Genomic DNA, 24,128 nt, shown 5'->3' with positions numbered 1-24,128 from the left:
TTTAATAATAGGCAAGCTATTTTTATTATATGATGAATATAGGCGAGGTATTTGTTTAGGCTGTAGTCCTTATCACACCTTGCTTTTTATAGCGGTACGGTGTGTTAAATATCATTGATTGGGGATAGGGTTCAGTTCGCTCGGTTAGTTATGCTGGTATTTTTATTTTGAGACTTTGGAGTGCCTAAGACCATCTTTGTTCAATTCATTAATACTGCCGAAGATAGTCTGTCTCGTCGTATGTTTGATTTTGTTCGGAATATTGAGTTATTTTACTCATTACATTGAGTAAATTGTAAATTATGTACGAAAGAGTTCAATTAGATGCACTTATAAGACCCACCAAAGGTGGGTGTTCCTGAAAACCTGTAATGGTTATACCCCACATAATGCCGATAATGCGTAATGTTCCTAAATAAAGATACCCTGCTCATTTTATGAACAGGGTATTTTATTATAACTCAGAAAACTGAGAGAAGAAAGATGATTATTTATCGCCTTCTTCAGATTTCAATTTAGCTTTAATATCAGCTAATGCACCTAAATCGCCTAAAGTAGTTTTTTCAACTTTGCTTTGTATAGCTTTTACGGCTTTTTTAGTTGTTTCAGCTTCTGCTTTCGCTTCTTTTTTCACTGCTTCTTTTTCTTCAACAGCTGCTTGTTCCCATAAACGTGTATGGCTAAGAACAATGCGTTTTTCGTTTCTGTCAAATTCTATTACGACAAATTCTGCAGTTTCATCAGCATTAATACTGGTACCATCTTGTTTTGTAAGATGACGGCTTGGAACAAATCCTTCCAGACCATAAGGCAATTGTACCAAAGCGCCTTTATCGTCTTTACGTGTTACTGTCGCTTCGTGTTTTGTGCCTACTGCGAACGTATCTTCTAAAGCATTCCAAGGATCTTCTTCCAATTGTTTGTGTCCTAACTGTAGTTTACGGTTTTCTTTATCGATAGATAAGATGACCGTATCTATTTCATCGCCCACTTTTACATATTCAGATGGGTGATTAAAGCGTTTCAACCAGCTAAGATCACTAATGTGAATCATGCCACCGATGCCGGCTTCTAATTCAACAAATACACCGTAAGGAGTAATGTTTTTCACCAATCCTTTATGCTTGCTGTTTTCTGGGAATTTGTCTTCAATGCTGTTCCAAGGATCTTCTGTCAATTGTTTGATAGAAAGACTCATTTTACGGGAATCTTTGTCAAGTGTTACCACTTTGGCTTCATATTCGTCGTTCAATTTGAAGAACTCTTTCGCATTGATAGGTGTGTTAGCCCATGTAATTTCACTTACGTGAACCAAGCCTTCTACGCCCGGTTGAATTTCAAGAAATGCACCATAATCTTCGATGTTGACTACCTTACCTTTTACAACAGCACCTTCAGCGATGACTTCTGGTAATACATCCCAAGGATGTGGTGTCAATTGTTTCAAACCAAGGCTGATACGACGTTTGTCATCATCAAAGTCTAAAACAACTACTTGTATTTTTTGATCTAATTTAAGCACTTCTGATGGGTGCGAAATTCTGCCCCATGAAATATCGGTAATGTATAACAAACCATCTAAGCCACCCAAGTCCATAAACGCACCGAAATCTGTAATATTTTTTACAGTACCTTCCAGTACTTGTCCTTTTTCTAATTGGCTGATGATTTGAGCACGTTGTGCTTCAATATCGCTTTCGATTAATGCTTTATGTGAAACGACAGCGTTTTTAATAGTTTCATTTACTTTCACTACTTTAAACTCCATTGTTTTGCCTACAAACTGATCGTAATCTGTTACCGGTTTCACATCTATTTGTGAACCTGGTAAGAATGTTTCCATTCCGAATACGTCAACGATTAAGCCGCCTTTTGTTTTGCTGGTAACAGATCCAGTGACAATTTCGCCGGTTTTGTGTACTTCCACAATACGTTCCCAAGCACGGAATGTGCGAGCAGATTTGCGGCTAAGGTTAAGGTTGCCCTGACGGTCTTCCTTCTCTACCACCATTACTTCTACTTCATCGCCTACAGCCACACCTGGTAAATCGCGGAATTCATTTAAAGAAATAAGCCCGTCGCTTTTAAAACCAATGTTGATAACGACATCAGTCTTTGTAAGACCAACGATCGTACCATTGACCAATTCTCCATCTTCAATCTGTACAAAAGTATCTTCGTACACTTTGCCATATTTCTCCATTTCTTCGTGAGAATATTGGGCAACGTTGCGTTTGTCGATAGACCAATCAAAGTCATCGTGCGCAGTTTCTATCACCTCAGGTGCATTTGTTGTCGCTGTTGCGGGCTCTGCCTGTGCAGTTGCCACCACTTCCTGTTCAGCGTTTGGATTAACAATATTGTTTTCGCTCATAAAAAAATCCCGAGGGTTTTAATTCGGGATGGCAAAAGTAAGACTTTTTTCAGATATAGCAAGGTTTTCACAAGCGCTGGTGTATTTAATTTTTGCAATTATTATTGTCTGCTTATTACCGGTTACACGAATCTTAGGTTAAGATCGTCAATGCTTAGTCATCCGTTCTTTTCGTTAGCCCTGCATCTATAAATTTTTAATTAATTCGACCGGCCCGTTCCACGACGTTTTACCGGCCATCGTCAAAAAAAAGCAATTTCAACCAATTGATCAGTTGAAAACAAGATTCGACATTAGTTGTCAGATAGCTTTTCGTAATACTCGAGCCAATCGGTGTTCCAGGTACTTCTTGCCAAGCAAGCCAAGTATGAATTACAGCTTTGGATTTGTGTGTTCCACGATACTTATTCAGGTTTTTGTCTTCAATGTCTTGCAGCGTCGCTTTAACTACTGGTAATAGGTTGTCATTTTGAGGAATTAAAAAAGAAATGAAATCTTCAAGCATTCCATTTAGATTATTGTTCGGCATTATCCAAACTCCAATACGCTTATTGTCTGCGTTTTTTTCAATAAGTCCTTCAGCTGGTAGATCATGGGGCAGATTAAAACCTTGTGCTTTCAACAAATCTTTTAATGAATTCCAGCGACTTTGTAAATTGCTATCTGCATCAACAATAATACCTATCGTATTAATTCCAGATTGTTTAAATCTAACGGGAATTTGCTCCAAAAGATTCGTAATGCCTTCGCAATCTATTACATCAAAATTTTGAGCAAGGTTAAATTTAGCACACAGCGCCCAAATAACGTGTTGATCATCTTTTCCTTCTACTAAAAGCTTACTGTTGAATTTTTCCCTTCCACTCATTATCTGGTTTCAATATTTTGGTCGATAGCAATTTTTAATTCTTCAGCACTAAATTCAACTTGTCGTATTATATCGTTAATATTTTCAAGACGAATTAACTTTCCTTTCATTGTGTTATCTGGATTGTTCAAAATATTTTCAAAGCCGGTAATGCAATCTTCACTATGTGTTGTAACGAATATTTGTACTTTTAATTCTTCCGCCAAATTAAATATTATTCTCCAAAGCTGTTCTTGAACTGTGTGGTGCAATCCATTCTCAAACTCATCAATCAAAAGAAATCCATTATCTGAATTTACCAGAGCTAGAATAATAGTTAGCACTCTGTTAATTCCGTCACCCATGCTACGCAGTGGCAGCACACCTGGTGCGTTTGCCAGTTTAATAACTGCCATCCTTTCTTTTGGATTTTCTCCAATAAAAGCAATCCTTTCGGTTTGGGGTTCAATAATTTTTAAGGCTTCAATTACATATTTTTCCTTTTCGGTCAAGGTGATATTATCCCAAAGTTTTCCGTTTATTTCTCTATCGATATTTCTTGTTCTTATAAATTGAAAACTTTCATTATTACCTAATCCTCTAAAAGAATATCTGTAAGGTCGACTGTCGTCAAGTGAAAGAATATTTGAATTTTTATCAACCCGAATTTCTAATCCAACTTTGAAGTTAGCAACTTGTTTTTCCTCCCCACTTTGTAAAACAGTTCTTTTTCTTGTTATAATTACCCCTTGGTTGTCTCTTTGGGTTTCATCAAAGTATTGTACGAATCTTAAAGAAATTGAATTGTCGGATGATCTTTCTTCACCGAATATTGTGTTTTCAACACTACCAATTGAAATAGCATTGTTTCTTTCAAAACCAACTTGTCGGTCTGTGAACAAAGAAGATAATGTCAATATGTTTGATTCTGTATAATCCTGATTAGCTTCCCGCCGTTTGAAATCTTCGCCTCTTTCTCCAAGTAATTGAAAGATTAATGCCAAATCTCCTTTGGTAGCATAGATCGCAATCGCTTCAAGAATGGTTGATTTACCAGTATTGTTTTTACCAATGATAAGGTTGACTCTTTCCAAAGAATTGATTCTGAGCTTCCTTAGGTTTCTGTAATTCTGTATGTTTAATGAATCAAGCATATTTTGAATTGCCAAAGATAATTGTTTTAGTTAAGTTTCAAACACAAATCGCTTCAAATTTCGGTGCTAAAAGTTTGTTGGATGCAGAATTTATGAAGTCCGTGTTCAACAAACGTTACATGATAAAAAGAATTGTATGCAGACTTGATCAGACTGGAGCTAATTGAAATAAAATAAGATTGAAACCCACTTACTTGCAAACTCACTCGATGAATTCTGGAGTGATCTCTTCAAGAGCGATATTATATTGCGCGAAGTTTCCAGAAAATTAAACAACAATCATTTGGCAAATACAGTTTCATTGGAGGTATACTTTTAAGTAGACATCTTTTATTCTTTTTTCGGTGAATAGCTCAGTAGGAAACAAATGCCCCTATAAAATGGTCCTACTTTTTCATTTCTTTTGACCAGCTGTCTTTCAGCCCAACAGTCCTGTTGAAAATTATTTTATCTTTTGTCGAGGCTTTATCTAATACAAAATAGCCTTTTCGTAAAAATTGATAGGGCGTATTTTCCGTGTCTTCCAACAAGGCCGGTTCTGCATAGCCGTTGGTAATCGTTTGCAAAGAGGCCGGGTTTAAATAATCGGTATATTCTCCCGCTACATCGTCCATGTTCTCTGCGGTAAATAACCGGTCGTAAAGGCGTATCTCCATATTTTTTGCATGAGCGACACTTACCCAATGCAAAGTGCCTTTTACTTTCAAAGTGGAACCATCGGCGCCGCTTTTACTTTCGGGAAAGTAAGTGCAATGCACTTCGGTGATTTTCCCATTCGCATCTTTTACAAAACTGTCACAACGAACGATATAGGCGTATTTAAGACGAACCATTTGTCCGGGTGCCAGTCTGAAAAATTTCTTGGGTGGCTCTTCCATAAAATCTTCGCGCTCTATAAAAATCTCTTTGGAGAACGGGATATTGCGGGTACCCGAATTTTCCTGTTCGGGGTTGTTTTCGCCCTGCAGGATTTCTTCCGCTTCGTTGAAATTGGTAATGATCAATTTTAAGGGATCGAATACCACCATGCGTCTGGTCGCCGATTTATTTAGATCTTCTCTGACAAAAAACTCTAGTAAGCTTAGGTCTATTAAGTTGTCGCGTTTTGCTACGCCAATTCTGTCGCAGAAATCGCGAATAGCCTTGGGTGTGTAGCCTCGACGGCGCATGCCGGAGATCGTAGGCATACGTGGATCATCCCAACCGGAAACAATATGTTCATTTACCAGTTGCAGCAATTTGCGTTTGCTCATCACGGTATAAGACATATTGAGTCGTGCAAACTCATATTGATGGGAGGGGAATATCGACAGTTGTTCTATCAGCCAATCGTATAGAGGTCTGTGCGGGACAAACTCGAGTGTACAAATAGAATGAGTGATTTTTTCAATGCTATCGCTTTGTCCGTGTGCAAAGTCATACATCGGATAAATGCACCAATCGTCACCGGTGCGGTGATGATGCGCGCGCTTGATGCGGTAGAGCAGGGGATCGCGTAACAACATATTGGGTGCGGCTAAATCTATTTTAGCGCGCAACACTTTTTCGCCATCACGGTATTTTCCTGCACGCATGTCTGCGAAAAGTTGCAAATTTTCTTCTACAGACCTGCTGCGGTAGCTATTGGCTACACCGGGCTGGGTAGGCGTTCCTTTTTGGGTGGCTATCTCCTCACTTGAACTATCGTCAACATAGGCATACCCTTTTTCAATCAGTTTTACCGCGAACCGGTATAATTGTTCAAAATAGTCGGAGGTATAAAGTTCCTGCGCCCAATCGAAACCCAACCATTGAATATCTTCTTTGATGCTTTCTACATATTCGGTCTCTTCTTTTTCCGGGTTGGTATCGTCAAAACGGAGATTGGTCTTGCCGCCGTATTTCTGTGCTAAGCCAAAATTTAAACAAATACTTTTTGCATGACCCAGGTGCAAATAACCATTGGGCTCGGGTGGAAAACGCGTAAGGATGGACGTATACTTACCGGTATGCAGATCCGATTCAATGATCTCTTCTATAAAATTCAATGATTTTTCTTCACTCATGCGCTGCGTAAAATTTTTTGATATTACTTGTATAAAAACATAATTTTAAAAGTACGCAAAAGGCGGCAATTACTCACCGCCTTTTGTTACTACTTTTGTCAGTGAGTAAGCTACTATAAATAGCCTAATATTTTCAGCATACTCTGTGCCGATTGTTCTTTTGCATACACCCATTCTTCCAATTTTCCATTCTTATCATATTCTACGATCACGTGTTTGGGCGATGGAATGAGGCAGTGCTTGATACCGCCATATCCGCTGATTTGGTCCTGATAGGCGCCGGTATGAAAAAAGCCTACATACAAGGGCCTTTTATTCTCCTCGTCTTTGGCGTCCTGGGATTTTATCTTAGGTAAAAATACTTCGTTGATGTGTTCTTCCGAATCATAATAGTCATGTCCGTCACAGGTAATGCCGCCTAAGACAACCCGTTGGTATTCATTGTCCCATTTATTAATGGGCAGCATTAGAAATTTCTCACCAATGCCCCAGGTATCGGGTAGGGTAGTGATGAAAGAGGAGTCAATCATATACCAGGTTTCCCGGTCGTTCTGCTCTTTTTCGCCGATGACACTAAAGATATGCGCCATGCTTTCGCCAACCGTATAACTGCCGAATTCGGTGAAGATATTGGGCACCGGTACTTTAGCTTTCTTGCAGGCAATTTTTATGTTGCTGACAATCTCGTTGATCATAAACTGGTAATCATACTCAAAAGCCAGAGAGTGTTTTATGGGGAAGCCGCCGCCAATATTGATGCTGTCCAGTTCCGGGCAGATCTTCTTTAACTGACAGTATAAGTTGATACTTTTATTTAATTCCGACCAGTAATAAATATCGTCTTTGATACCCTTATTTAAAAATATATGCAGCATTTTTAAATGAAACTTATCTTCATTGCCTTCTATTTCATCTACATAAAATTCTAAGATATCACGTGCTTTGATGCCCAGCCTCGAAGTATAAAAGGGGAAAGTCGGTTCTTCTTCCGCCGCTATGCGGATACCTAGTTTAAAGGGCTCGCCGGTGCGAATGCTGCGCTTATACATTTGCAGCTCTTCTTTATTATCCAAAACGGGAATCACATTTTTGAAACCGGCGTTGATCAATTTCGAAATACGGGAGGTGTATGACTTTTGCTTAAAACCATTGCAGATAATATGAATGTCTTTACCAATCTTCTTCTTTTTGTATAACTGATTGATGATCTCAATATCATAGGCATAAGAGGTTTCTAAATGTATATTGTGTTTCAACGCTTCTTCCACAATAAAAGAGAAATGTGAACTTTTCGTACAATAGCAATAAAAATACTCGCCTTCGTATTTGTGCTTTTTCATGGCTTTGGCAAAATAATCCTTTGCCTTGTTGATATTGATGCCAATTTTAGGTAGGAAGGTTAGTTTTAAAGGCGTCCCATGTTTCTCAATTATCGGCTTCAGATCCAAACCATTAAATTTTAAATAACCGTTTTCATTTAAATCTACGCCTTCCTGTGGAAAGTGGAAAGTTTGTTTCACCAAATCGGTGTACGTATTATTCATTCTTTAAAATGATTAATAATTTGATTGTAAAAATTTGAGTTACAAAAGTATAGTAAATATGATGGATGATTTATGATTTATTCTATTATTTTGTCCTATCTAACTATTTCACCTGCAATAAAAAACGAGAACAGCCATGCCGTTCTCGTTTTCAAAAATTTTAATAACATTTATTTTACGGATGCAACCAACGCTTTAAAGCTTTCTGGTTCATTCATGGCCATATCTGCTAAAACTTTTCTATTCAAGTCAATTCCTTTTACAGAAAGCTTGTTGATAAATTGGCTATAAGTCATTCCTTCTTCACGCACACCTGCATTGATACGTGCGATCCATAGTTGACGGTATTCGCGTTTCTTCAATTTACGACCAACATAACTGTAAGTCATACCTTTTTCTACAACGTTTTTGGCAACGGTGTATACGTTTTTACGTTTGCCGTAAAAACCTTTGGCTTGTTTTAAGATCCTTTTTCTTCTTGCCTTTGATGCAACTGCATTTACTGAACGTGGCATAATTATAATTTTTTAACCGGGAGCTCCCGACGATTTTTAAATTGATTTTTCCTAAACTCTTCTTACTATTTCAAACGCAATAAACGCATTACAAATGGTTTGTGCGATGGAGCTACCGTGCCTTTAATGCCTAATGCTCTTTTACGTTTAGTTGATTTTTTGGTAAGAATGTGGCGTTTGAAAGGTTTTTGGTGCATCAATTCGCCGGTACCTGTAACTTTGAAGCGCTTCTTTGCACTCGAGTTTGTTTTTACTTTTGGCATGTTAAATAATCCATTAAGATTACACTCTGCTGGCGGTTTCATCACATGAGAAACACTTGTTGGGCCTTACGAGTAATATGTTTTTCCCTTTTTGGGATGGCAAAGGTAATATTTTTTTCTGAAAAAATAATTTTTCTGAACAAAGAAGCTAAATTTGTGGGGCGAAATACCTGATTAGGCAAGATTATTGGTGATAGCCTTAATTTTCATGTACATTTGCGCCAATTTCCGGCAATAACATCCCCTTTCCTTCCATGAATAGAAAAGTTATTAAACTGACGTTTTTTCAGATACGCTCCTTCTTCTTATTTTTAAAAAGAAGGCTTACGGAAGGTCAGTTTTTGCTATTTTGTTGTTTACTGGTGGGGGCTTTAGCAAGTATCGGTTCTATTATTCTGAAGCTTTTTGTGGTGAAACTGGAACATTTCTTCTTTGAGAGTTCGAAGTTTGGCGATATTGTATGGTACCAGGCGCTGACACCCATTGTGGGTATCGGGCTTAGCAGCCTTCTAATAGAACGGGTTTATAAGAAGCATTTCTTAAAAGGAAACGACAAAATAGTATACGCTATTGCTAAAGACAATTCTGATCTACCTTTTAGTCAGAGTTATTCCCATATTGTTACCGCGGGACTTACGGTAGGCCTGGGCGGGTCTTGCGGGTTGGAATCGCCGATGGTGGCTACAGGAGCGGCGATTGGTTCTAATATCGGAAGAGCGACCTTCCTGCCTTACAAGGAAAAGACCTTATTGCTTGCCTGTGGTATCGCATCCGGCATTTCCTCTGCTTTTGGCGCACCTATTGCCGGCATCCTGTTTGCCTTGGAAATCTTATTGATAGATGTTTCTATTGCTTCTTTTATTCCGTTATTGATGTCTTCGGCTACGGGGGCCTTGCTGGCGAAAATAATACTGGGCGATAATGTCTTGTTGACTTTCAATAATATACAGGCTTTTAATTCTAAAAATACCTTTTTATATGTAGGCTTAGGTCTGTTGGCGGGCTGCCTGAGTCTTTTTTACATGAGATCCTTTCATTATATCGACCATAAGTTTTCGGCTTTTCGTTCACCGGTTAAGCGTTGGCTCGTGGGTTCTCTGCTGCTGGGTGTCTTGATATTTCTCTTTCCGCAGATTTTTGGGGAGGGTTATATCTTTGTAAAGACACTTGCGGAAACAGGTCAGGTGCCACAGAACTCTATATTGATTGCCCGTACACACAATCAATGGATTATCTGGCTCTTTATTTTGGGGACGATGATCTTTAAGATATTCGGTACCACCTTCACCCTTACCGGGGGCGGTAATGGTGGTAGCTTTGCTCCCTCCCTCGTCATAGGCGCGCTACTCGGTTATGTGGTGGGTCGTTTCTTTCAATTGCTGGGTTATGCCGACGTACCCCTGGTGAACATGATTGTTGTGGGTATGGCGGGCATGGTGAGCGGATTGTTTTTTGCACCTTTAACAGCCATATTTTTATCGGCGGAGGTGACCAATGGCTATTCTCTTTTTATCCCTTTAATGATTGTCGCCGCCATTAGTTTTTTTGTCGTAAAATCTTTTGAACCCTTGGCTTTGGAGATGAAAAAATTATCCCAGCAGTCGGAATTGGACCCTACCAATAAAGATAAATTCTTATTGAGCCGGCTGGAATTAAGATTTTTGATTCGCAAGGATTATCCGGTATTTCAGCTGACCTCCACGATGGCTGAAATACTTGCTTCCATACGCGTTTCCGACAAAGATGTGTACGCGGTGACTAACGAGGCGAATGTACTTATGGGCGTTATCTATTTAAATGATATGAAGACGATTATTTTAGGCCCTCAGACAGATACCCAAAATATTACAGCGGGCGATATAATGATGAAACAGGTCATGTTGACCATTGAAGACGATATGGAATCGGCTATCCGAAAGTATGAGAAGCTGAACTCTGCCAAGAATGTTTTGCCTATTGTAGATAAAGAGGGTAAGTGGCTGGGCTTTATTGCGAAAGCCTCTATTCTTGATAAGTATCGTGCGGAAATCGTCAAGACTTCCTAAAAGAAATACTACCTTTGCTACCTGTTTTGCTCGTACGATATACGAGTCCATATTTTTAATGGAACATTTATTTTTACAATAGATGTCTAAAATGCAAACTAAATGGCCGTTTTACATAACCGCGTTTCCAACCAGGAGTTGAAGCAACGCTTGATGGAAGAAACCTTTAATCGCACAACGATTAGTTTCTATGGGTATTTCCCTATTCAAAATCCGCAGGAGTTTCGGGATTTTTTATACAAGCATTTACAACATTTGAATGCCTATGGCAGGATCTATGTTGCCAAAGAAGGTATCAACGCGCAAATGAGTGTCCCGGAAGAAAACTTTGCCGACTTCCAAAATTTTATTCATTCTATCGAGGGATTAGAAGACCTCCGCCTGAATATCGCGGTGGATGATGACGGAAAATCCTTTTGGGTGCTTAAGGTGAAAGTACGTGAAAAGATCGTGGCTGACGGCATTAACGATCCATCCTTTTCCATGCAAAATAAGGGTAGGTATGTCAATGCTACCCAGATGAATAAGCTCTTAGAAGACTCTTCAACTATTGTCCTGGACATGCGTAATCATTATGAATATGAGGTAGGGCATTTTGAAAACGCTATTGAAATTCCTTCAGATACTTTTCGCGATCAGCTCTCTATGGCCGTGGATATGCTCAAAGATAAAGCGGAGGATAAAAATATTGTGATGTATTGCACGGGTGGTATCCGCTGTGAAAAGGCGAGTGCCTGGATGTTGCATAATGGCTTTAAGCATGTCTTCCATTTAGAAGGTGGTATCATTAATTATGCACAACAGGCGAAAAAAGAAAAATTATCCAGCAAATTTATCGGTAAGAACTTTGTTTTTGACAACCGCCTAGGGGAACGTATTACCGAGGATATAATTGCACATTGTCATCAATGCGGCAAGCCTTGCGATACGCATACCAATTGTAAAAACGATGGTTGTCATCTATTATTTATACAATGTGAGGACTGTGCCCAAAAATATGCGGGATGCTGCTCTGGGGAATGTAAAGATACTTTGGACATGCCTATTGAAAGACAAAAGGCTATCAGAAAGGGCGTAGAGAACGGACAGAATATTTTCAATAAATCTAAAGTACGTTTACGCCCCAGGTTAGATGAAATCCGCAACAAAGAGGACGCATAAACGCTTACTATTCGTCATACCTCAAATGTCTTACCGTAAGACCATTGTTGATGAGTTGCTTTAAAGAATCGATACCAATTTTTAGATGGTTGTCTACGTAGGAGGAAGTGACTTTTTTGTCACTGGCAGCTGTTTTCACGCCTTCAGCGACCATTGGTTGATCACTCACCAAAAGCAAAGCTCCGGTAGGTATATGATTGGCAAAACCTACCGTGAAACTAGTGGCTGTTTCCCTATGCAGGGCGTGGGCGCGTATTTTTACTAAATATTCCTTAAAGACTTCGTCTTGTTCCCATACGCGACGATTAGTGGTATATACCGTTCCTGTCCAGTAGTCTACTTTATAGTCTCTTATGGTGGTGGAGATCGCTTTCTGTAATGCAAATGCCGGTAATGCCGGTACTTCGGGTGGAAAGTAATCGTTGGAAGTTCCTTCTCCGCGAATAGCAGCTATAGGTAAAATAAGATCGCCAATTTTATTTCTTTTTTTCAATCCGCCACATTTTCCTAAAAATAAAGCGGCCTTTGGATTGATCGCTGAAAGTAAATCCATAATGGTTGCCGCCCCGGGGCTGCCCATTCCAAAATTTATAATGGTAATATTATCTGCGGTTGCACATTGAAAAGGCTTGTCTTCTCCTATAATTTTTACCTTATTCCACTCGGCAAATTTGTGTACATAGTTGGAGAAATTTGTCAATAGAATATATTCGCCAAAATTTTTTAATTTTTCTCCGGTATAGCGTGGTAGCCAGTTAGCTACTATTTCACTTTTTGTTTTCATATATGGATGATCGTTTTATGGATGGCATAAAATCTCTCACGAAGATATTGATTTTAAAAAGAAGTCTTTATTGTTTTATTTTGTCTAATTATTGCCGCTGCAATATAGTTTCCGGCAGAAAAATATGCTATATTTGAATTATGCTATCCGTCAATTTTCCCCCGCCAAACTTTAAGATAAAAAAGGTAGAAGATAAAGAGCAGATATGGGATCCGAGCCGTAAAAAATGGGTGCGCCTCACACCCGAAGAATGGGTGCGTCAGAACTTTATTCAATTTCTTGTTGAAGAAAAAAAGTATCCTGCATCTTTGATTTCAATTGAAAAGACAATTAGGCTCGGAGAAATGAAAAAACGCTATGATATAGTGGTCTTTAAAAATGCGTTGCCTTGGCTGATTATAGAATGTAAAGAAATGAATGTGCCCCTTTCTGAAAACGTTGCCCAGCAGATACTAAGGTATAATTCAACGATGCTGGCACCCTATCTTATTATTACCAACGGAAGAGAGCATTTTGGATGGGAAATAAATGAAGGAAGGGGGATGTCATTAACGGAATTACCGGACTGGTAATTCCATAAAGTCTTTTGACTTCTAATAAGAAAATTCTCTCATTTACAAAACGCGTCACCTTGATGAGGAAGTTGCTCCAATTCCGACTTTATCACATAAATCTCCCAATCTTAACTGGTGGGAAACCCAAATGTTGAAAAGGACAGGAAGACCCTAAATAATATCAGAAATAGATTACTCAATAAGCAACTTCCAATAGCCCCCCTTGTTTGGACCCTCTCGTTCTATGAATCCTTTTTGCCTAAGAGCATCCAAGTGTTTCCTCAAAGCAGAAATATTCATTGATAATACTTTTGCCATCTCCTGTCTGCTGATAAGCGGATTGCTATTAATTAATTCAAGGACTTCTTTTTGTCTTGTCGTCAGCATTTTCTGGCCACCTTTCTGGCCACCTTTCTGGCCACCTTTCTGGCCACCTTTGACAGAAAAGTAAAATTCAGCTTTTGTAAAATCAACACCTTGTTCAAATACAGGTTTGGCATCACTATATTGTGCCCAGCCCGCTTCCATTTTATCAAAGCCATAACCCGCATTTTCTGCCAGATTCACCATCCTAAACAATTTTGCAATAATAGGATTGCGCGGAAGTGATAAATCGCCGGCGCGTATTTTCTCTAACGATTGTGGTAGTGCACCAGGATTCAAAGATTCAATCCTATCTGTAAATACGCGAATGCGCGACTTCATTATGCTAAAATAATCAGCATGCATAAGCAAATTTACCAACGCCTCGCGTAAGGTATTTACCTGTGGTTGGTCTTCGGTTGCAAAACCATCGGAAGTCAATTGAAAAGGTACATCGATAACACCGCTAATGCGCCTAAATAGTGCAAAGAAATACTGCCATATATTTTCTTGTTCATCAATTCTATAAGTGTATCTAGCGGAAGCATTTTGATAAGTTGTTCCCGGTATTTCCAGATAATCTATCCGAAAATCATTAAACACATTTTGGATGGCATCATTATTACCAAAAAATAATAATCCACTATAAGTAAGTTTTCCTTTTTGCAGGATCCTTAATTTCTCCAGAAATTTTTCATCTGTGAGTCTGTTATATGGATGGGATTGTTCCAACCGTCTTAAATACTGCCGATATTCTTCGACGGATGGTTTATGTAAAAGATCTATCGTAGAATCTTCAATAATCCTTGAAGTTTCCGTACCAAATCTTTGGTCGCGATACATAGCATCAATCTCTTCTTTTGAGGCTTTCTGGTCGCCACTTGCTGCCCGAATAAAACTGTTAGAAGGACTATTGTAATATATTGGCTTATGGTCAGATACTGGGATATAAAAAGCCAAAACAGTTTTCTGTTCTATTATATATTTTTTAGCCTTCGGGCGAATTTTAATATTGAACTTTTCAGAGCGAAGTGTATTCAAAAAATCTTGCTCAATTTTTTCAGGATTTGAAACACCTGTAATTTCAAATTGTTTTCCTTTTTGCTTTGCGCCCAATATAATCCAGCCACCGGCACTATTTGAAAATGCGCTGACAGTTTCCCAACTATCTTTGGGTAAATCATTTGCGGCCTCTTTTACTTCAAAGTCTTCCCATTCAATATCTTGAAGACGTGTAATTAGTTGTTCCTTAGTCATATTATTCTCTTCAAAAAAAGGTATATATTGTACTCTGCAAGATTAGCTAGACAATATAATACAAGATTACAAATAAATTACAGAAATTTGATAAAATCATTTCTCTTCAATGTTATATCCTTTTAAATTTAATTCTATTTGGCTTATTGTACTTTGAAGCATTTTCTCAGAGAAAGTTCCGTTTTTTACTGAATCCCTATTGTTGCTATTTTATGTAAATTAGTAACATTATAAACTATTTTCCCGTTGGTGGAATTACCAACTGGTAATTATATCGGAATGTGCTTTGTTTAAGAGATGAAATCAAATAATGTAAATAATTATTTACAAAAAGCGTTACATTTGTAAAATATATTTATTGTTATGAAGGAAAATAAATTTCAGATACTGCCGGTCACGGCTAAAATATTAGCCGAATTTGGCGAAAACATTAAACTGGCTAGATTACGAAGAAAGCTAAGTGCTGAGCAAGTAGCTGAAAGAGCCAATATTAGCCGCCCTACGTTACATGCAATTGAAAAAGGTATGCCCGGCGTCGCCTTCGGCTCTTACGCACAGGTTCTTTTTGTATTGAATCTGGAGAAAGATTTATTGAAGGTGGCAGTAGACTACACTTTCGTTACAAAATTCCAGGATGCAGTAATTTTTGTAAAAAAAAGCGCTCCTAAAAAATAAACGACATAGAGATGTCAATGACATTCTCCCGCCATCCTTATTTATTGCTGAGCTAATGAAATTTTTAGAAAAGGATTATTATGTAGCTCTCTTAAAAGCTGCGGCTTATTAAGGGGCGGCACTTCAGCAGCCTCCATCTTATTGAATTATCCCAGTGAAACCGAGTTGAAGAAATATCAATAATGATAACCTGAAAGTGAACTTCTACCGACTCACGGCTGTTAATTATAATAAAAGAATCATTTCACTTTCCCGCCGGGCAGCATCTGATTGAAGTGTTCTGCATAAGTGGCACCAATAGGAATGATTCTTTCTTTAATTAAAATTTCTTGTCTTTCAATACTTGTAATCTTATTTAATGCGACTATAAAAGATTTATGTACTCTTACAAAACGATTAGGCGGTAACACTTCTTCAAGTTGCTTCATTACCTGTAAGGTGATAATACGTTGTGTTTTAGTATAAATAGAAACATAGTTTTTTAGCCCTTCAATAAAAAGAATATCATCCAGCTCTACTCGTACCATTTTGGTTTCGACCTTTATAAAGATGTATCCGCCAGTAGAAGGATATGTGTCGTAGGGGCGTTCGATTTTTTTTGTGTAGTCTTTGATATTATAGGCTTTCTCAACAGATTTATAGAATCTTTCGAAGGCGACCGGCTTAAGCAGGTAGTCAACCACATTATGCTCAAATCCTTCAATTGCATATTCCTGATAGGCCGAAATGATGATTACCAGTGCTTGGTTTTGTAACAATTGCATGAATTGAATACCATTAAGCTGGGGCATTTGGATATCCAGAAAGATCAGATCCACAGGATTTGTTTTGAGACTCATCAGCGCTTCCATTGGATTACTAAACGTGTTTGCCAATTCAAGGAAAGATATTTTACTGATATGATTCTCTAGCAATTTTATGGATAGCGGTTCATCATCAACGATCATACACTTTAACATAAGTAAACCTGATTGTTAGTTACAAAGGTAGACGTAAATTTACAATAAACTTTTCACCTACATGATTTAAATTGAGCGAGTATTTGTTGCCATAGAGCAGTTCAAGTCTTTTTTGTACATTTTGAATGCCGATTCCACCGGTTTTGTTTTTCTGATCGGAATTGATATAATTTTCAATCGAAAAATCCAGGTAATCATCTGTTATTTTTAAACTGATGTCAATGGGTCTTTCTATATCGGTGAGAATGCCATGTTTGCAGGCATTTTCTATCAGAGGGAAAATCAGAAGCGGTGCGATTCTTTTATCATCTATATCTCCTTCAATTGAAAAATTGATATAAAAATCACTCTGGTGTCGTAACTTTTCCAAATCAATAAAGTTATTAATATGCTGAATCTCTTTATTGAGACTTACCTTATTTTCAGCATCTTCTTTCTCGTAAAGCACATAACGCATTAACTCAGACAATTTCATAATATTGTCCCCGGTCATTTTACATTTCTCTATTAAAGCCAGAGAATAGATATTATTCAAGGCATTGAACAGAAAATGTGGATTAACCTGCAATTTTAAATAGGCAAGCTCGGCTTTGAGTTTTTGCGTTTCAAGCTCCTTGCTTATTCTTTCCTGGGTATACCAGGTGAGCATCAGCCGATAGGCAAAAGCAATAATGATAATTGAAAATGTCGTATAAATATTTGTTTGCAAATAAATTCTGAACCTATAGCTGAAAAAGCCCAATGAATCCGGATTCGGGATTTTCTTTGTATTGGGATTAAACTTCATTAAATCTTTTTCCATCAGCCGCTCGGAGCGGAACATTTCCAGTCTTAGCTTTAAAAAAGAAAATAAAATGGCAACCAGTAAACAAATGACCGCTAAGAGCATCCATCTTTTTTGTTTTATACCGATAAGGGGCAGGAGGTAAAAAGCGACCAGATAAAATAAAACAAAGTTGATCGATGCCATTAGCAGATAGGTAAACAAGATATATCCCCACTGAATTCTTTTAACACTTATAAGCGTAGGTATATAAGTGAAGAAGTACAGAAGAATCCAGGCTATCCAAAGGAAAAGAAAAGCATTTACTGGTTTTTTTATAAAAGCAGGAACTCTCAAAAAGGGTCTATTTAAAAATAATGAATCCACAATATACAATTTAAATGGAAGAATTTATTTGTCGTTATATTGTTGAGGCAGGTATCAATATAAGGAGATGATGATACAACCTATTGCAAAATTTACTTCCATTTCTGTTATAATTGACCTACGCCTTTTTCTAAAGGACGAATAATGGACCTGGGTGTCATTCTCCGTGAAGCTTAAGAAAAGATTAAACTAAAAGACCGAACTTATCATCTTTTATTGTTCCTGGGTTGCCGGTATTTTCTTTTATTTTATCCATCTTAATCATCCCAATTATAGAAACAATAGCAGACCTGTTAAAGAGTAGGGAGCTGAGAATGGAGGGAGTGCTAAAGGCCGGGGAATGTTGCGCGTAAGGCATTCATTTTCGCAATGGACATTTTTTCATTTGGGTTTGACGGCTGAGCGCAACAATCACTAAAGAAAATGCGGAATGTTGTTGTAGAAAAATATAAGTTGCGGACAAAGGATTTGTTCCATGCAGGGGATCAATTGGCGGCACGAACGGGGAGGAAGTACGTGGAACTGTATGTGCCGCATAATTGTCCGATAAAAGCCAAAACTGTTTTTGGTATTGTCGAAGCACCATTTCCTTTCGGGGATAAGTGCAGTCAGTTCGCTTACCAAAAAATTCGTCTATCCATTTATCGATTTGGTCATCTAAAAACGGGAATTTGTTAAATAACTTAATTTTGGCAAAAAAAAGCCAGCTAACTTGGACTGTGAATTTTACTGATAGTGGAATTCCTGATAAATAGGTGTTTCACTGATTGCTTGTTAATAAGTTGCCCATGTCCGGCAATGGTTTCTAAAAGGAAACGATGGTAAATCAAAATTAATATTTTTTTTCATGAAACGTTTAATGCTTTCATTGACTGCTGCGGCTTTATTTTTTCTTTGTTTTTCCATAACTGCGTCTGGAGAAAAAATTGGTGTTGGTCTGCAAACACTCGCGGATACTATTGCGAAGAACAATCTATTGAAAGTCCGGGTGAGCGTAAAAGACCTGATGGATGGGACTGCGATAGATAGTGCGTATGTTGTCATCGGCTTGCAAATAGGCTATACAAATCAAAACGGAATTGTTGAATTTGACCAGGTTGCTGCGGGAAGTAATATTATCATAAGGAAAGACGGTTACTTGGCTATCTCAAAAAAGGCGAAAGCGGAAGTTAAGGCGCGACTTTGTGAAAAAGAAATTTCCTCATCCGTTCCGAATTATAATAATGGATTGTATCAGCGGCCGTTAGAGCATTTTTCTGGTTCAGCGGTAATCATTTCTGGCAATGACCTCAGAAGGGTAAATTCAATAAGTTTTATAGAAGCATTAAAATATTATGCTCCGTCTTTTATTGCCTATAAGGACAATAACTATGGTGATGATCCCAACAGTATGCCTTTAGTAAACATTAGGGGGGCTTATAATTTCCCTGTTTCTGCAACCATTGCCAATAAGCGTAATGTGCCTGCGACGGGTACACAGGTTAATCCTTCTGTGGGTGACTTTATCGCTTCAAATATTGCAAACCCTAATCAACCGGTGGTACTATTAAATGGTATGCAGGTTTCACTTCAAACGGTGCTGGATATTGATATCAATCGCATTGACGAGGTGATTATTTTAAAAGATGCTGCTGCGACTGCTGAATATGGCGTAAGAGGGGGGACGGGCGTATTACTGATTCAAACCAAACGTCCAAAGAAAGGAGACTTTACGGTTACCTACTCCGGCCAGCTACAAGTGAATAAAGCTGACCTTTCGTCTTATCAGCTAATGGACGCTTCCGGGAAGCTTCGGTTAGAACAAGCCGCGGGTTTTTACCAGAACAATCTTTCTTTATATCAAAGCCGGGTAGACCAGGTAAATAAAGGGGTTAACACGGATTGGCTGAATATACCTACCAGATCGGGTATTAGTAACAAGCATTATCTCTCTTTGGAAGGTGGTGATGACGATATAAACTATGGCTTGAATTTCTCGTACGATGATAGGGAAGGGGTTATGAAGGGGTCAAGTAGAAAGAATACAAATTTCGGCAGTTATATCGGAACCAGGATGAAAAATCTGACAATTAGCAATTACCTGACCTTCACAAGTTCAACTGCCGCGAACTCACCTTATGGTCACTTTAGTGACTATACAAAACAAAATGCTTACTGGAATCCATATGATTCATTAACCGGCACAATGGTTCGTTTGCTCGAACAATATACCAATGCGGGAGATACCGTCCATTTTTACAACCCGGCCTATAATGGGACAATCTCTACGACGGATGTAACAACTTATTCAAGGCTGAATGATATTATCGGAATTAATTGGCGTATTGGTTCGGGTTTTAAATTGGATGGAAGATTTGGAATAACCAAACAATCTGATGAGCAAAATCTTTTCTTGCCGCCTAGTCATACATCTTTTGCAGAACTTACGCCCGATGATTTTTTCAAAAGGGGACAGTATAATCAAACAAAAAGTGATTTTTTTAGTTGGGAAGGAACACTGAATCTTAATTATGAGAAAAAAGTAAATCTTCACCAATTTTATGGGTCGGCCGGCATTTCGGCGATGGAGACGAGCAGTGAATCAGCGGGAGTGGAGCTGATTGGTTTTACAAGTGATAAACTATCTGATTTGTCTTTTGGAAATGCCTATTCAAACGATAGACCGCAAACGGGTAAAATTATAACAAGACTTGCTTCTGGTTACGGTAATTTTACGTATAGTTATGATAACCGTTATCAACTAGAATTGACTGCAAATGCTGATGGTTCATCTCAGTTTGGAGAGAATAATCTGATAGCCCCACATTGGGCAGCCGGCGCGAGCTGGAATTTGCATCAGGAAAGATTTTTTCATCCCAATAAAGTTCTAAGTGAATTCCGCATCCATGCAAGTGTCGGTACGGCGGGTAGCCAGTTTTTCCCGTCCTATTTGGGCGAGACCTATTACAATTATTATACGGACAGGCAATATGTACAGGGTGGAAGCGGTTTAGCTACAAGAGACATCGGGCTGGGCGCTTTCATGACTGGTTTTGCAAATGATAATCTTAAAGCGCCGCAGACATTTAAACAGGATTTTGGGTTCAATGCGCTGTTACTAAACAGAAACCTCGCCATTCGCCTGGATGTTTATAGAAATAAAACAAAAGGGATTGTTTTGCCGGTGGCGTCACCTTCCTCCACCGGCTTTCTGAATTATACTTATTATGATAATCTCGGCGTGGTAGAGAATGAAGGGATGGAGTTTGATTTAAACTACAACATTATTCATAACACCAGGGATGGGATTGTTTGGACGTTTCGGTTAAATGGTATTCATAACAGAGATTATATAAGGGCAACGTCCTCATGGTTAGATAATTTAAGTGGCATAGGTGACAGGAGGGATCAGACAATGCCCCAGCCTAAATACATTGTTGGTCAGTCCCTGACCGGTATCTGGGCAGTTCGGTCATTAGGTATCGACCCTTCTACGGGACAGGAAAAATTCTTAAAGGCGGATGGGTCACCAACTTTTACCTGGGATGGCTCAGACAAAGTGCTCGCGGGTGATCTATCGCCCAATTGGCTCGGGTCCTTTGGAACAACACTATCGGTCAGAAATATATCTGCTGGCATTTATTTTAATTACCAAGTGGGCGGGCAGTTCTACAACCAGACATTAGCGGACAAGGTTGAAAATGCAGATCTTACCTATAATGTTGATCGCCGTGCAGCTGATAGCAGATGGGCGCAAAGCGGCGATAACGTACTGTATAAGCCGCTTTCGGTAAATGGAATGGTGAGTTCACCGACGTATGCAACCACAAGGTTTGTAGCGAGTAGCGATTTTATCAATTGTTCGGCAGTCTCTGTGGATTATACTTTTTCACAAAAGATAATCGAAAAGATAAATGCGAAAAACCTAAAACTGGGTATCATGGTAAATAATATTTTTTGTTCCGCCGATAAGAACTACGAAAGAGGTATCTATTATCCATTCCAACGCCAGTATTCATTCAATATTACCGCCAGTTTCTAACGCCATAAAGAATTAACACGATGAAAAAGAGGTATCAATTTTGTAGTCTGATTGCCATAATACTAATGCTCTCCCTGGCATCTTGTAAAAAATGGCTGAACGTTAAAGCGCCTTTGCAGGTGGATCAGAATACGGTCTATTCAACGCAACAGGGTTTTAGAGAAGTATTGAACGGTGTGTATTTGCAAATGGGAAGCCAAAGTTTATATGGTAGAGATTTGACTTTTGGACTAATGTCGGTATTGGGAAGAAGTTATGATACCACTATTTCTGCTGCTATTGGAAATCTTTATTATGAAGGAGCTAAATACAACTTCGATGATCCGGATGTAAAGGCGGTATTTACCAATATATGGGATAGTATGTATCTGTGTATTGCCAACTTAAATAATTTGTTGGAAAATGCAAATCAACGCAAAAGTATTTTCACGGGCGATAATTACAATACGATTAAAGGGGAGGCAATGGGTCTTCGTGCATTCATACATTTTGACCTGTTAAGAATGTTTTCGCCATCTCCCGCCGCTGCCGGCTTACATGCCCCCGGCATCCCTTATGTAACAAAACTAAGTCCCATTGCTGTACAAGCTTCGACGACTGGGGCGGTTATCGATTCTTGTATTTCAGATCTGTTGGTGGCAAAATCATTGCTGAGCGATGCGGATTTAACTACCTCGAAGTTTACGAGTTGGGCTGTAAATGGATTATTGGCGCGCATTTATTTGTATAAAGGGGATCTTGCAAACGCGCAAATGCAGGCTTTGTCTGTGATCAACAGCAATCGTTTCCCCTTGTCTGTTAATAATAAAGATTTGATGTTTACCAATGAGCACTTGTTTTCTCTTTTCAGTTATAGCGAGATTTCCCTTCAATATTATAAAACTGTATTCAATACCACACCGCCCCTTGGCCTCTCGGCACGAGACCAGATTGCACTGTTTGTGACAGGAGGTGGGGCTACAAGCGACTGGAGAAGGGCATTTGTGGATCCTTCAACGGGTGTCGCTTTGGGTAATACCATTTCGCCCAGAAAGTTTTATGGTGCCACTGCGAATGTATTGCCCATGATTCGTATGACGGAGATGTATTATATCGCAGCTGAATGTGCGACGGCAACTCAGGACACCCTGTCAGCGACAGCTTTATTAGACACCGTGCGGGTACATCGCAATATTGCCAAGTACGCACTGAGCGCCCTAAGCGCAGACAGCTTGAATACCGAAATAAGAAAAGAATACCAGAAAGAATTTTTGGGCGAAGGGCAAATGTTTTTTTACTATAAGAGAAAAAACATGCCTTTTTCATCCTTGCCTTTTACTAAAGTCCCTGTTGTAGCCAATGCTTCTTATGTATTTACCAAACCAGACTAAAGAATTGAAATAAAGTAGAACTATAAATATGAGCCATTTCAAAAATAAAATACAGAATAAGGGAGATATTTTCTTGCATATCAAATTTGTACTCCTTTTCCTTTTTTTCTTTTCAACTAATTCCTTGCTTTTTGCGCAGGAGAAAACAATTGCGGTGGTAAAGGGTGTTGTTAAAAATGACGATAACGAAGCCTTGGCAAGTGCGGTGGTTTTTATCCAGGGGACGAAAATTTATACCATTACTAAAAAGGACGGAACATTTGAGCTGAAAAATGTACCGCAAAAAGCGATCATACGGGTATCGTATGTAGGCTATACGCCGGTTGAAATAAAATTGAAGCCGGGACAGACCGATTTGCAAATTCAATTGTATGGTTCAGCGGCAATGTTGGGCGAATTGGTGGTCAATACCGGTCTATATAAGAGACCGGCAGGGAATTTTACGGGAGCAGCCAAAACCTATTCCGGCGATGAATTAAAAAATGTAAACCCAACCAATGTATTACAGGCGCTCGCTACATTGGAACCTTCCATCCGCATACAAGAGAATAATGCCCTTGGAAGCGATCCTAACGCGCTTCCTGTTCTTCAACTGAGGGGGCAAAACAATTTGCCGGTGACTACACAGGGCTCCGGTGCCACCAGTGCGACTCCTATTTCAAATGGTGATATTATGTCGAGTTATTTACTGAATCCTAACCAGCCCTTGATTATTCTGGACGGGTTTCAATCAACGCTACAGACTATTGCTGATATGGATATCAACAGAATTGCCAGCATTACCGTTTTGAAGGATGCGGCTGCCACTACTGCGTACGGTTCAAAAGCGGCGAATGGTGTAATTGTTATAGAAACAAAGCAGCCGGTTGCAGGAAAGCCCCAGATTACTTATTCTGTAAATATGAATATAGAGGTGCCGGACTTGAGTTCCTATCATTTGTTGGATGCAAAAGGATTGCTGGAAGCCCAGCGTCTGGCCGGTGTCTATACTGACCCGAATAATCATTTTGATGACGTCGCTTTAAAACAATGGTATGATTACCGGCT

At 38.9% G+C, this 24,128-nt stretch carries 19 protein-coding genes; 7 read left to right on the top strand and 12 right to left on the bottom strand.

Annotation, left to right across the window (positions count from 1 at the left end):
- Positions 1 to 487 precede the first annotated feature (487 nt).
- The 7 genes from rpsA to rpmI form a co-directional block, all read right to left on the bottom strand.
- The gene (gene rpsA / locus ACQR30_RS16430) at positions 488 to 2,374 is read right to left on the bottom strand and encodes a 30S ribosomal protein S1 (RefSeq protein WP_429736844.1); all 1,887 of its coding nucleotides are present in this window, start codon (positions 2,372 to 2,374) and stop codon (positions 488 to 490) included.
- A 229-nt stretch (positions 2,375 to 2,603) separates the two neighbouring features.
- Complete coding sequence (locus tag ACQR30_RS16425) at positions 2,604 to 3,242, bottom strand: DUF3226 domain-containing protein (RefSeq protein WP_429736843.1); 639 nt, start codon at positions 3,240 to 3,242, stop codon at positions 2,604 to 2,606.
- Complete coding sequence (locus tag ACQR30_RS16420) at positions 3,242 to 4,390, bottom strand: AAA family ATPase (RefSeq protein WP_429736842.1); 1,149 nt, start codon at positions 4,388 to 4,390, stop codon at positions 3,242 to 3,244. The genes ACQR30_RS16425 and ACQR30_RS16420 overlap by 1 nt, the downstream gene beginning before the upstream one ends.
- 371 nt (positions 4,391 to 4,761) lie before the next feature.
- Entirely contained in the window at positions 4,762 to 6,420 is a 1,659-nt protein-coding gene (locus ACQR30_RS16415) for a glutamine--tRNA ligase/YqeY domain fusion protein (protein WP_429736841.1), read from the bottom strand.
- A 113-nt stretch (positions 6,421 to 6,533) separates the two neighbouring features.
- Positions 6,534 to 7,964, bottom strand: coding sequence for an arginine decarboxylase (locus ACQR30_RS16410; protein ID WP_429736840.1), 1,431 nt, complete (start codon positions 7,962 to 7,964; stop codon positions 6,534 to 6,536).
- A 170-nt stretch (positions 7,965 to 8,134) separates the two neighbouring features.
- Entirely contained in the window at positions 8,135 to 8,479 is a 345-nt protein-coding gene (gene rplT, locus ACQR30_RS16405) for a 50S ribosomal protein L20 (RefSeq protein ID WP_429736839.1), read from the bottom strand.
- Between the two features lie 65 nt (positions 8,480 to 8,544).
- Complete coding sequence (gene rpmI, locus ACQR30_RS16400) at positions 8,545 to 8,742, bottom strand: 50S ribosomal protein L35 (RefSeq protein WP_119987908.1); 198 nt, start codon at positions 8,740 to 8,742, stop codon at positions 8,545 to 8,547.
- A gap of 254 nt (positions 8,743 to 8,996) precedes the next feature.
- On the opposite strand from rpmI, the gene ACQR30_RS16395 reads away from it, so the two are divergent.
- Together ACQR30_RS16395 and ACQR30_RS16390 are read left to right on the top strand one after the other, a co-directional pair.
- Positions 8,997 to 10,787, top strand: a complete 1,791-nt coding sequence (locus ACQR30_RS16395; RefSeq protein ID WP_429736838.1) for a chloride channel protein — start codon at positions 8,997 to 8,999, stop codon at positions 10,785 to 10,787.
- Between the two features lie 102 nt (positions 10,788 to 10,889).
- The gene (locus ACQR30_RS16390; protein ID WP_429736837.1) at positions 10,890 to 11,948 is read left to right on the top strand and encodes a rhodanese-related sulfurtransferase; all 1,059 of its coding nucleotides are present in this window, start codon (positions 10,890 to 10,892) and stop codon (positions 11,946 to 11,948) included.
- A 7-nt stretch (positions 11,949 to 11,955) separates the two neighbouring features.
- On the opposite strand, the gene ACQR30_RS16385 is transcribed toward ACQR30_RS16390, so the two are convergent.
- Positions 11,956 to 12,732, bottom strand: a complete 777-nt coding sequence (locus ACQR30_RS16385; protein WP_429736836.1) for an AMP nucleosidase — start codon at positions 12,730 to 12,732, stop codon at positions 11,956 to 11,958.
- Between the two features lie 140 nt (positions 12,733 to 12,872).
- Here ACQR30_RS16385 and ACQR30_RS16380 point away from each other — a divergent pair, with 140 nt between their 5' ends.
- Positions 12,873 to 13,304: a type I restriction enzyme HsdR N-terminal domain-containing protein gene (locus tag ACQR30_RS16380; RefSeq protein WP_429736835.1), complete on the top strand. Its 432-nt coding sequence runs from the start codon at positions 12,873 to 12,875 to the stop codon at positions 13,302 to 13,304.
- Between the two features lie 174 nt (positions 13,305 to 13,478).
- On the opposite strand, the gene ACQR30_RS16375 is transcribed toward ACQR30_RS16380, so the two are convergent.
- Positions 13,479 to 14,906 carry an RNA-binding domain-containing protein gene (locus tag ACQR30_RS16375; RefSeq protein WP_429736834.1) on the bottom strand — a complete coding sequence of 476 codons (1,428 nt, stop codon included), beginning with the start codon at positions 14,904 to 14,906 and terminating at the stop codon, positions 13,479 to 13,481.
- 363 nt (positions 14,907 to 15,269) lie between these two features.
- Between ACQR30_RS16375 and ACQR30_RS16370 the strand changes: the two genes are divergently transcribed.
- A complete protein-coding gene (locus ACQR30_RS16370; RefSeq protein WP_429736833.1) occupies positions 15,270 to 15,581 on the top strand; it encodes a helix-turn-helix domain-containing protein in 312 nt (103 codons plus the stop codon).
- A gap of 239 nt (positions 15,582 to 15,820) precedes the next feature.
- On the opposite strand, the gene ACQR30_RS16365 is transcribed toward ACQR30_RS16370, so the two are convergent.
- The 3 genes from ACQR30_RS16365 to ACQR30_RS16355 all read right to left on the bottom strand — a co-directional run bounded on the left by ACQR30_RS16365 (position 15,821) and on the right by ACQR30_RS16355 (position 18,048).
- A complete protein-coding gene (locus tag ACQR30_RS16365; RefSeq protein ID WP_429736832.1) occupies positions 15,821 to 16,540 on the bottom strand; it encodes a LytR/AlgR family response regulator transcription factor in 720 nt (239 codons plus the stop codon).
- A gap of 19 nt (positions 16,541 to 16,559) precedes the next feature.
- Entirely contained in the window at positions 16,560 to 17,690 is a 1,131-nt protein-coding gene (locus ACQR30_RS16360; protein ID WP_429736831.1) for a sensor histidine kinase, read from the bottom strand.
- Positions 17,691 to 17,874: 184 nt separating this feature from the next.
- A complete protein-coding gene (locus ACQR30_RS16355; protein ID WP_429736830.1) occupies positions 17,875 to 18,048 on the bottom strand; it encodes a hypothetical protein in 174 nt (57 codons plus the stop codon).
- 489 nt (positions 18,049 to 18,537) lie between these two features.
- Between ACQR30_RS16355 and ACQR30_RS16350 the strand changes: the two genes are divergently transcribed.
- From ACQR30_RS16350 to ACQR30_RS16340, 3 genes are all read left to right on the top strand, one after another.
- A complete protein-coding gene (locus ACQR30_RS16350) occupies positions 18,538 to 21,711 on the top strand; it encodes a SusC/RagA family TonB-linked outer membrane protein (RefSeq protein WP_429736829.1) in 3,174 nt (1,057 codons plus the stop codon).
- 20 nt (positions 21,712 to 21,731) lie between these two features.
- On the top strand, positions 21,732 to 23,081 hold the full coding sequence (locus ACQR30_RS16345) for a RagB/SusD family nutrient uptake outer membrane protein (RefSeq protein ID WP_429736828.1): 1,350 nt from the start codon (positions 21,732 to 21,734) through the stop codon (positions 23,079 to 23,081).
- Between the two features lie 28 nt (positions 23,082 to 23,109).
- The coding region (locus ACQR30_RS16340) for a carboxypeptidase-like regulatory domain-containing protein (RefSeq protein ID WP_429736827.1) at positions 23,110 to 24,128 on the top strand (1,019 nt) is incomplete at its 3' end.

Origin of the sequence: Arachidicoccus sp., from assembly GCF_050436765.1 — a bacterium.
Lineage (GTDB): Bacteria > Bacteroidota > Bacteroidia > Chitinophagales > Chitinophagaceae > Arachidicoccus.
The sequence above is the reverse complement of the archived record's forward strand: the minus strand, read 5'-3'. Positions and strand labels throughout refer to the sequence as shown.

Bases quoted from the DNA above. Each gene is read 5' to 3' on its own strand.
- rpsA (WP_429736844.1), bottom strand. From the start codon at position 2,374: ATGAGCGAAAACAATATTGTTAATCCAAACGCTGAACAGGAAGTGGTG.
- ACQR30_RS16425 (WP_429736843.1), bottom strand. From the start codon at position 3,242: ATGAGTGGAAGGGAAAAATTCAACAGTAAGCTTTTAGTAGAAGGAAAA.
- ACQR30_RS16415 (WP_429736841.1), bottom strand. From the start codon at position 6,420: ATGAGTGAAGAAAAATCATTGAATTTTATAGAAGAGATCATTGAATCG.
- ACQR30_RS16410 (WP_429736840.1), bottom strand. From the start codon at position 7,964: ATGAATAATACGTACACCGATTTGGTGAAACAAACTTTCCACTTTCCA.
- rplT (WP_429736839.1), bottom strand. From the start codon at position 8,479: ATGCCACGTTCAGTAAATGCAGTTGCATCAAAGGCAAGAAGAAAAAGG.
- rpmI (WP_119987908.1), bottom strand. From the start codon at position 8,742: ATGCCAAAAGTAAAAACAAACTCGAGTGCAAAGAAGCGCTTCAAAGTT.
- ACQR30_RS16395 (WP_429736838.1), top strand. From the start codon at position 8,997: ATGAATAGAAAAGTTATTAAACTGACGTTTTTTCAGATACGCTCCTTC.
- ACQR30_RS16390 (WP_429736837.1), top strand. From the start codon at position 10,890: ATGGCCGTTTTACATAACCGCGTTTCCAACCAGGAGTTGAAGCAACGC.
- ACQR30_RS16385 (WP_429736836.1), bottom strand. From the start codon at position 12,732: ATGAAAACAAAAAGTGAAATAGTAGCTAACTGGCTACCACGCTATACC.
- ACQR30_RS16380 (WP_429736835.1), top strand. From the start codon at position 12,873: ATGCTATCCGTCAATTTTCCCCCGCCAAACTTTAAGATAAAAAAGGTA.
- ACQR30_RS16375 (WP_429736834.1), bottom strand. From the start codon at position 14,906: ATGACTAAGGAACAACTAATTACACGTCTTCAAGATATTGAATGGGAA.
- ACQR30_RS16370 (WP_429736833.1), top strand. From the start codon at position 15,270: ATGAAGGAAAATAAATTTCAGATACTGCCGGTCACGGCTAAAATATTA.
- ACQR30_RS16365 (WP_429736832.1), bottom strand. From the start codon at position 16,540: ATGTTAAAGTGTATGATCGTTGATGATGAACCGCTATCCATAAAATTG.
- ACQR30_RS16355 (WP_429736830.1), bottom strand. From the start codon at position 18,048: ATGCCTTACGCGCAACATTCCCCGGCCTTTAGCACTCCCTCCATTCTC.
- ACQR30_RS16350 (WP_429736829.1), top strand. From the start codon at position 18,538: ATGAAACGTTTAATGCTTTCATTGACTGCTGCGGCTTTATTTTTTCTT.
- ACQR30_RS16345 (WP_429736828.1), top strand. From the start codon at position 21,732: ATGAAAAAGAGGTATCAATTTTGTAGTCTGATTGCCATAATACTAATG.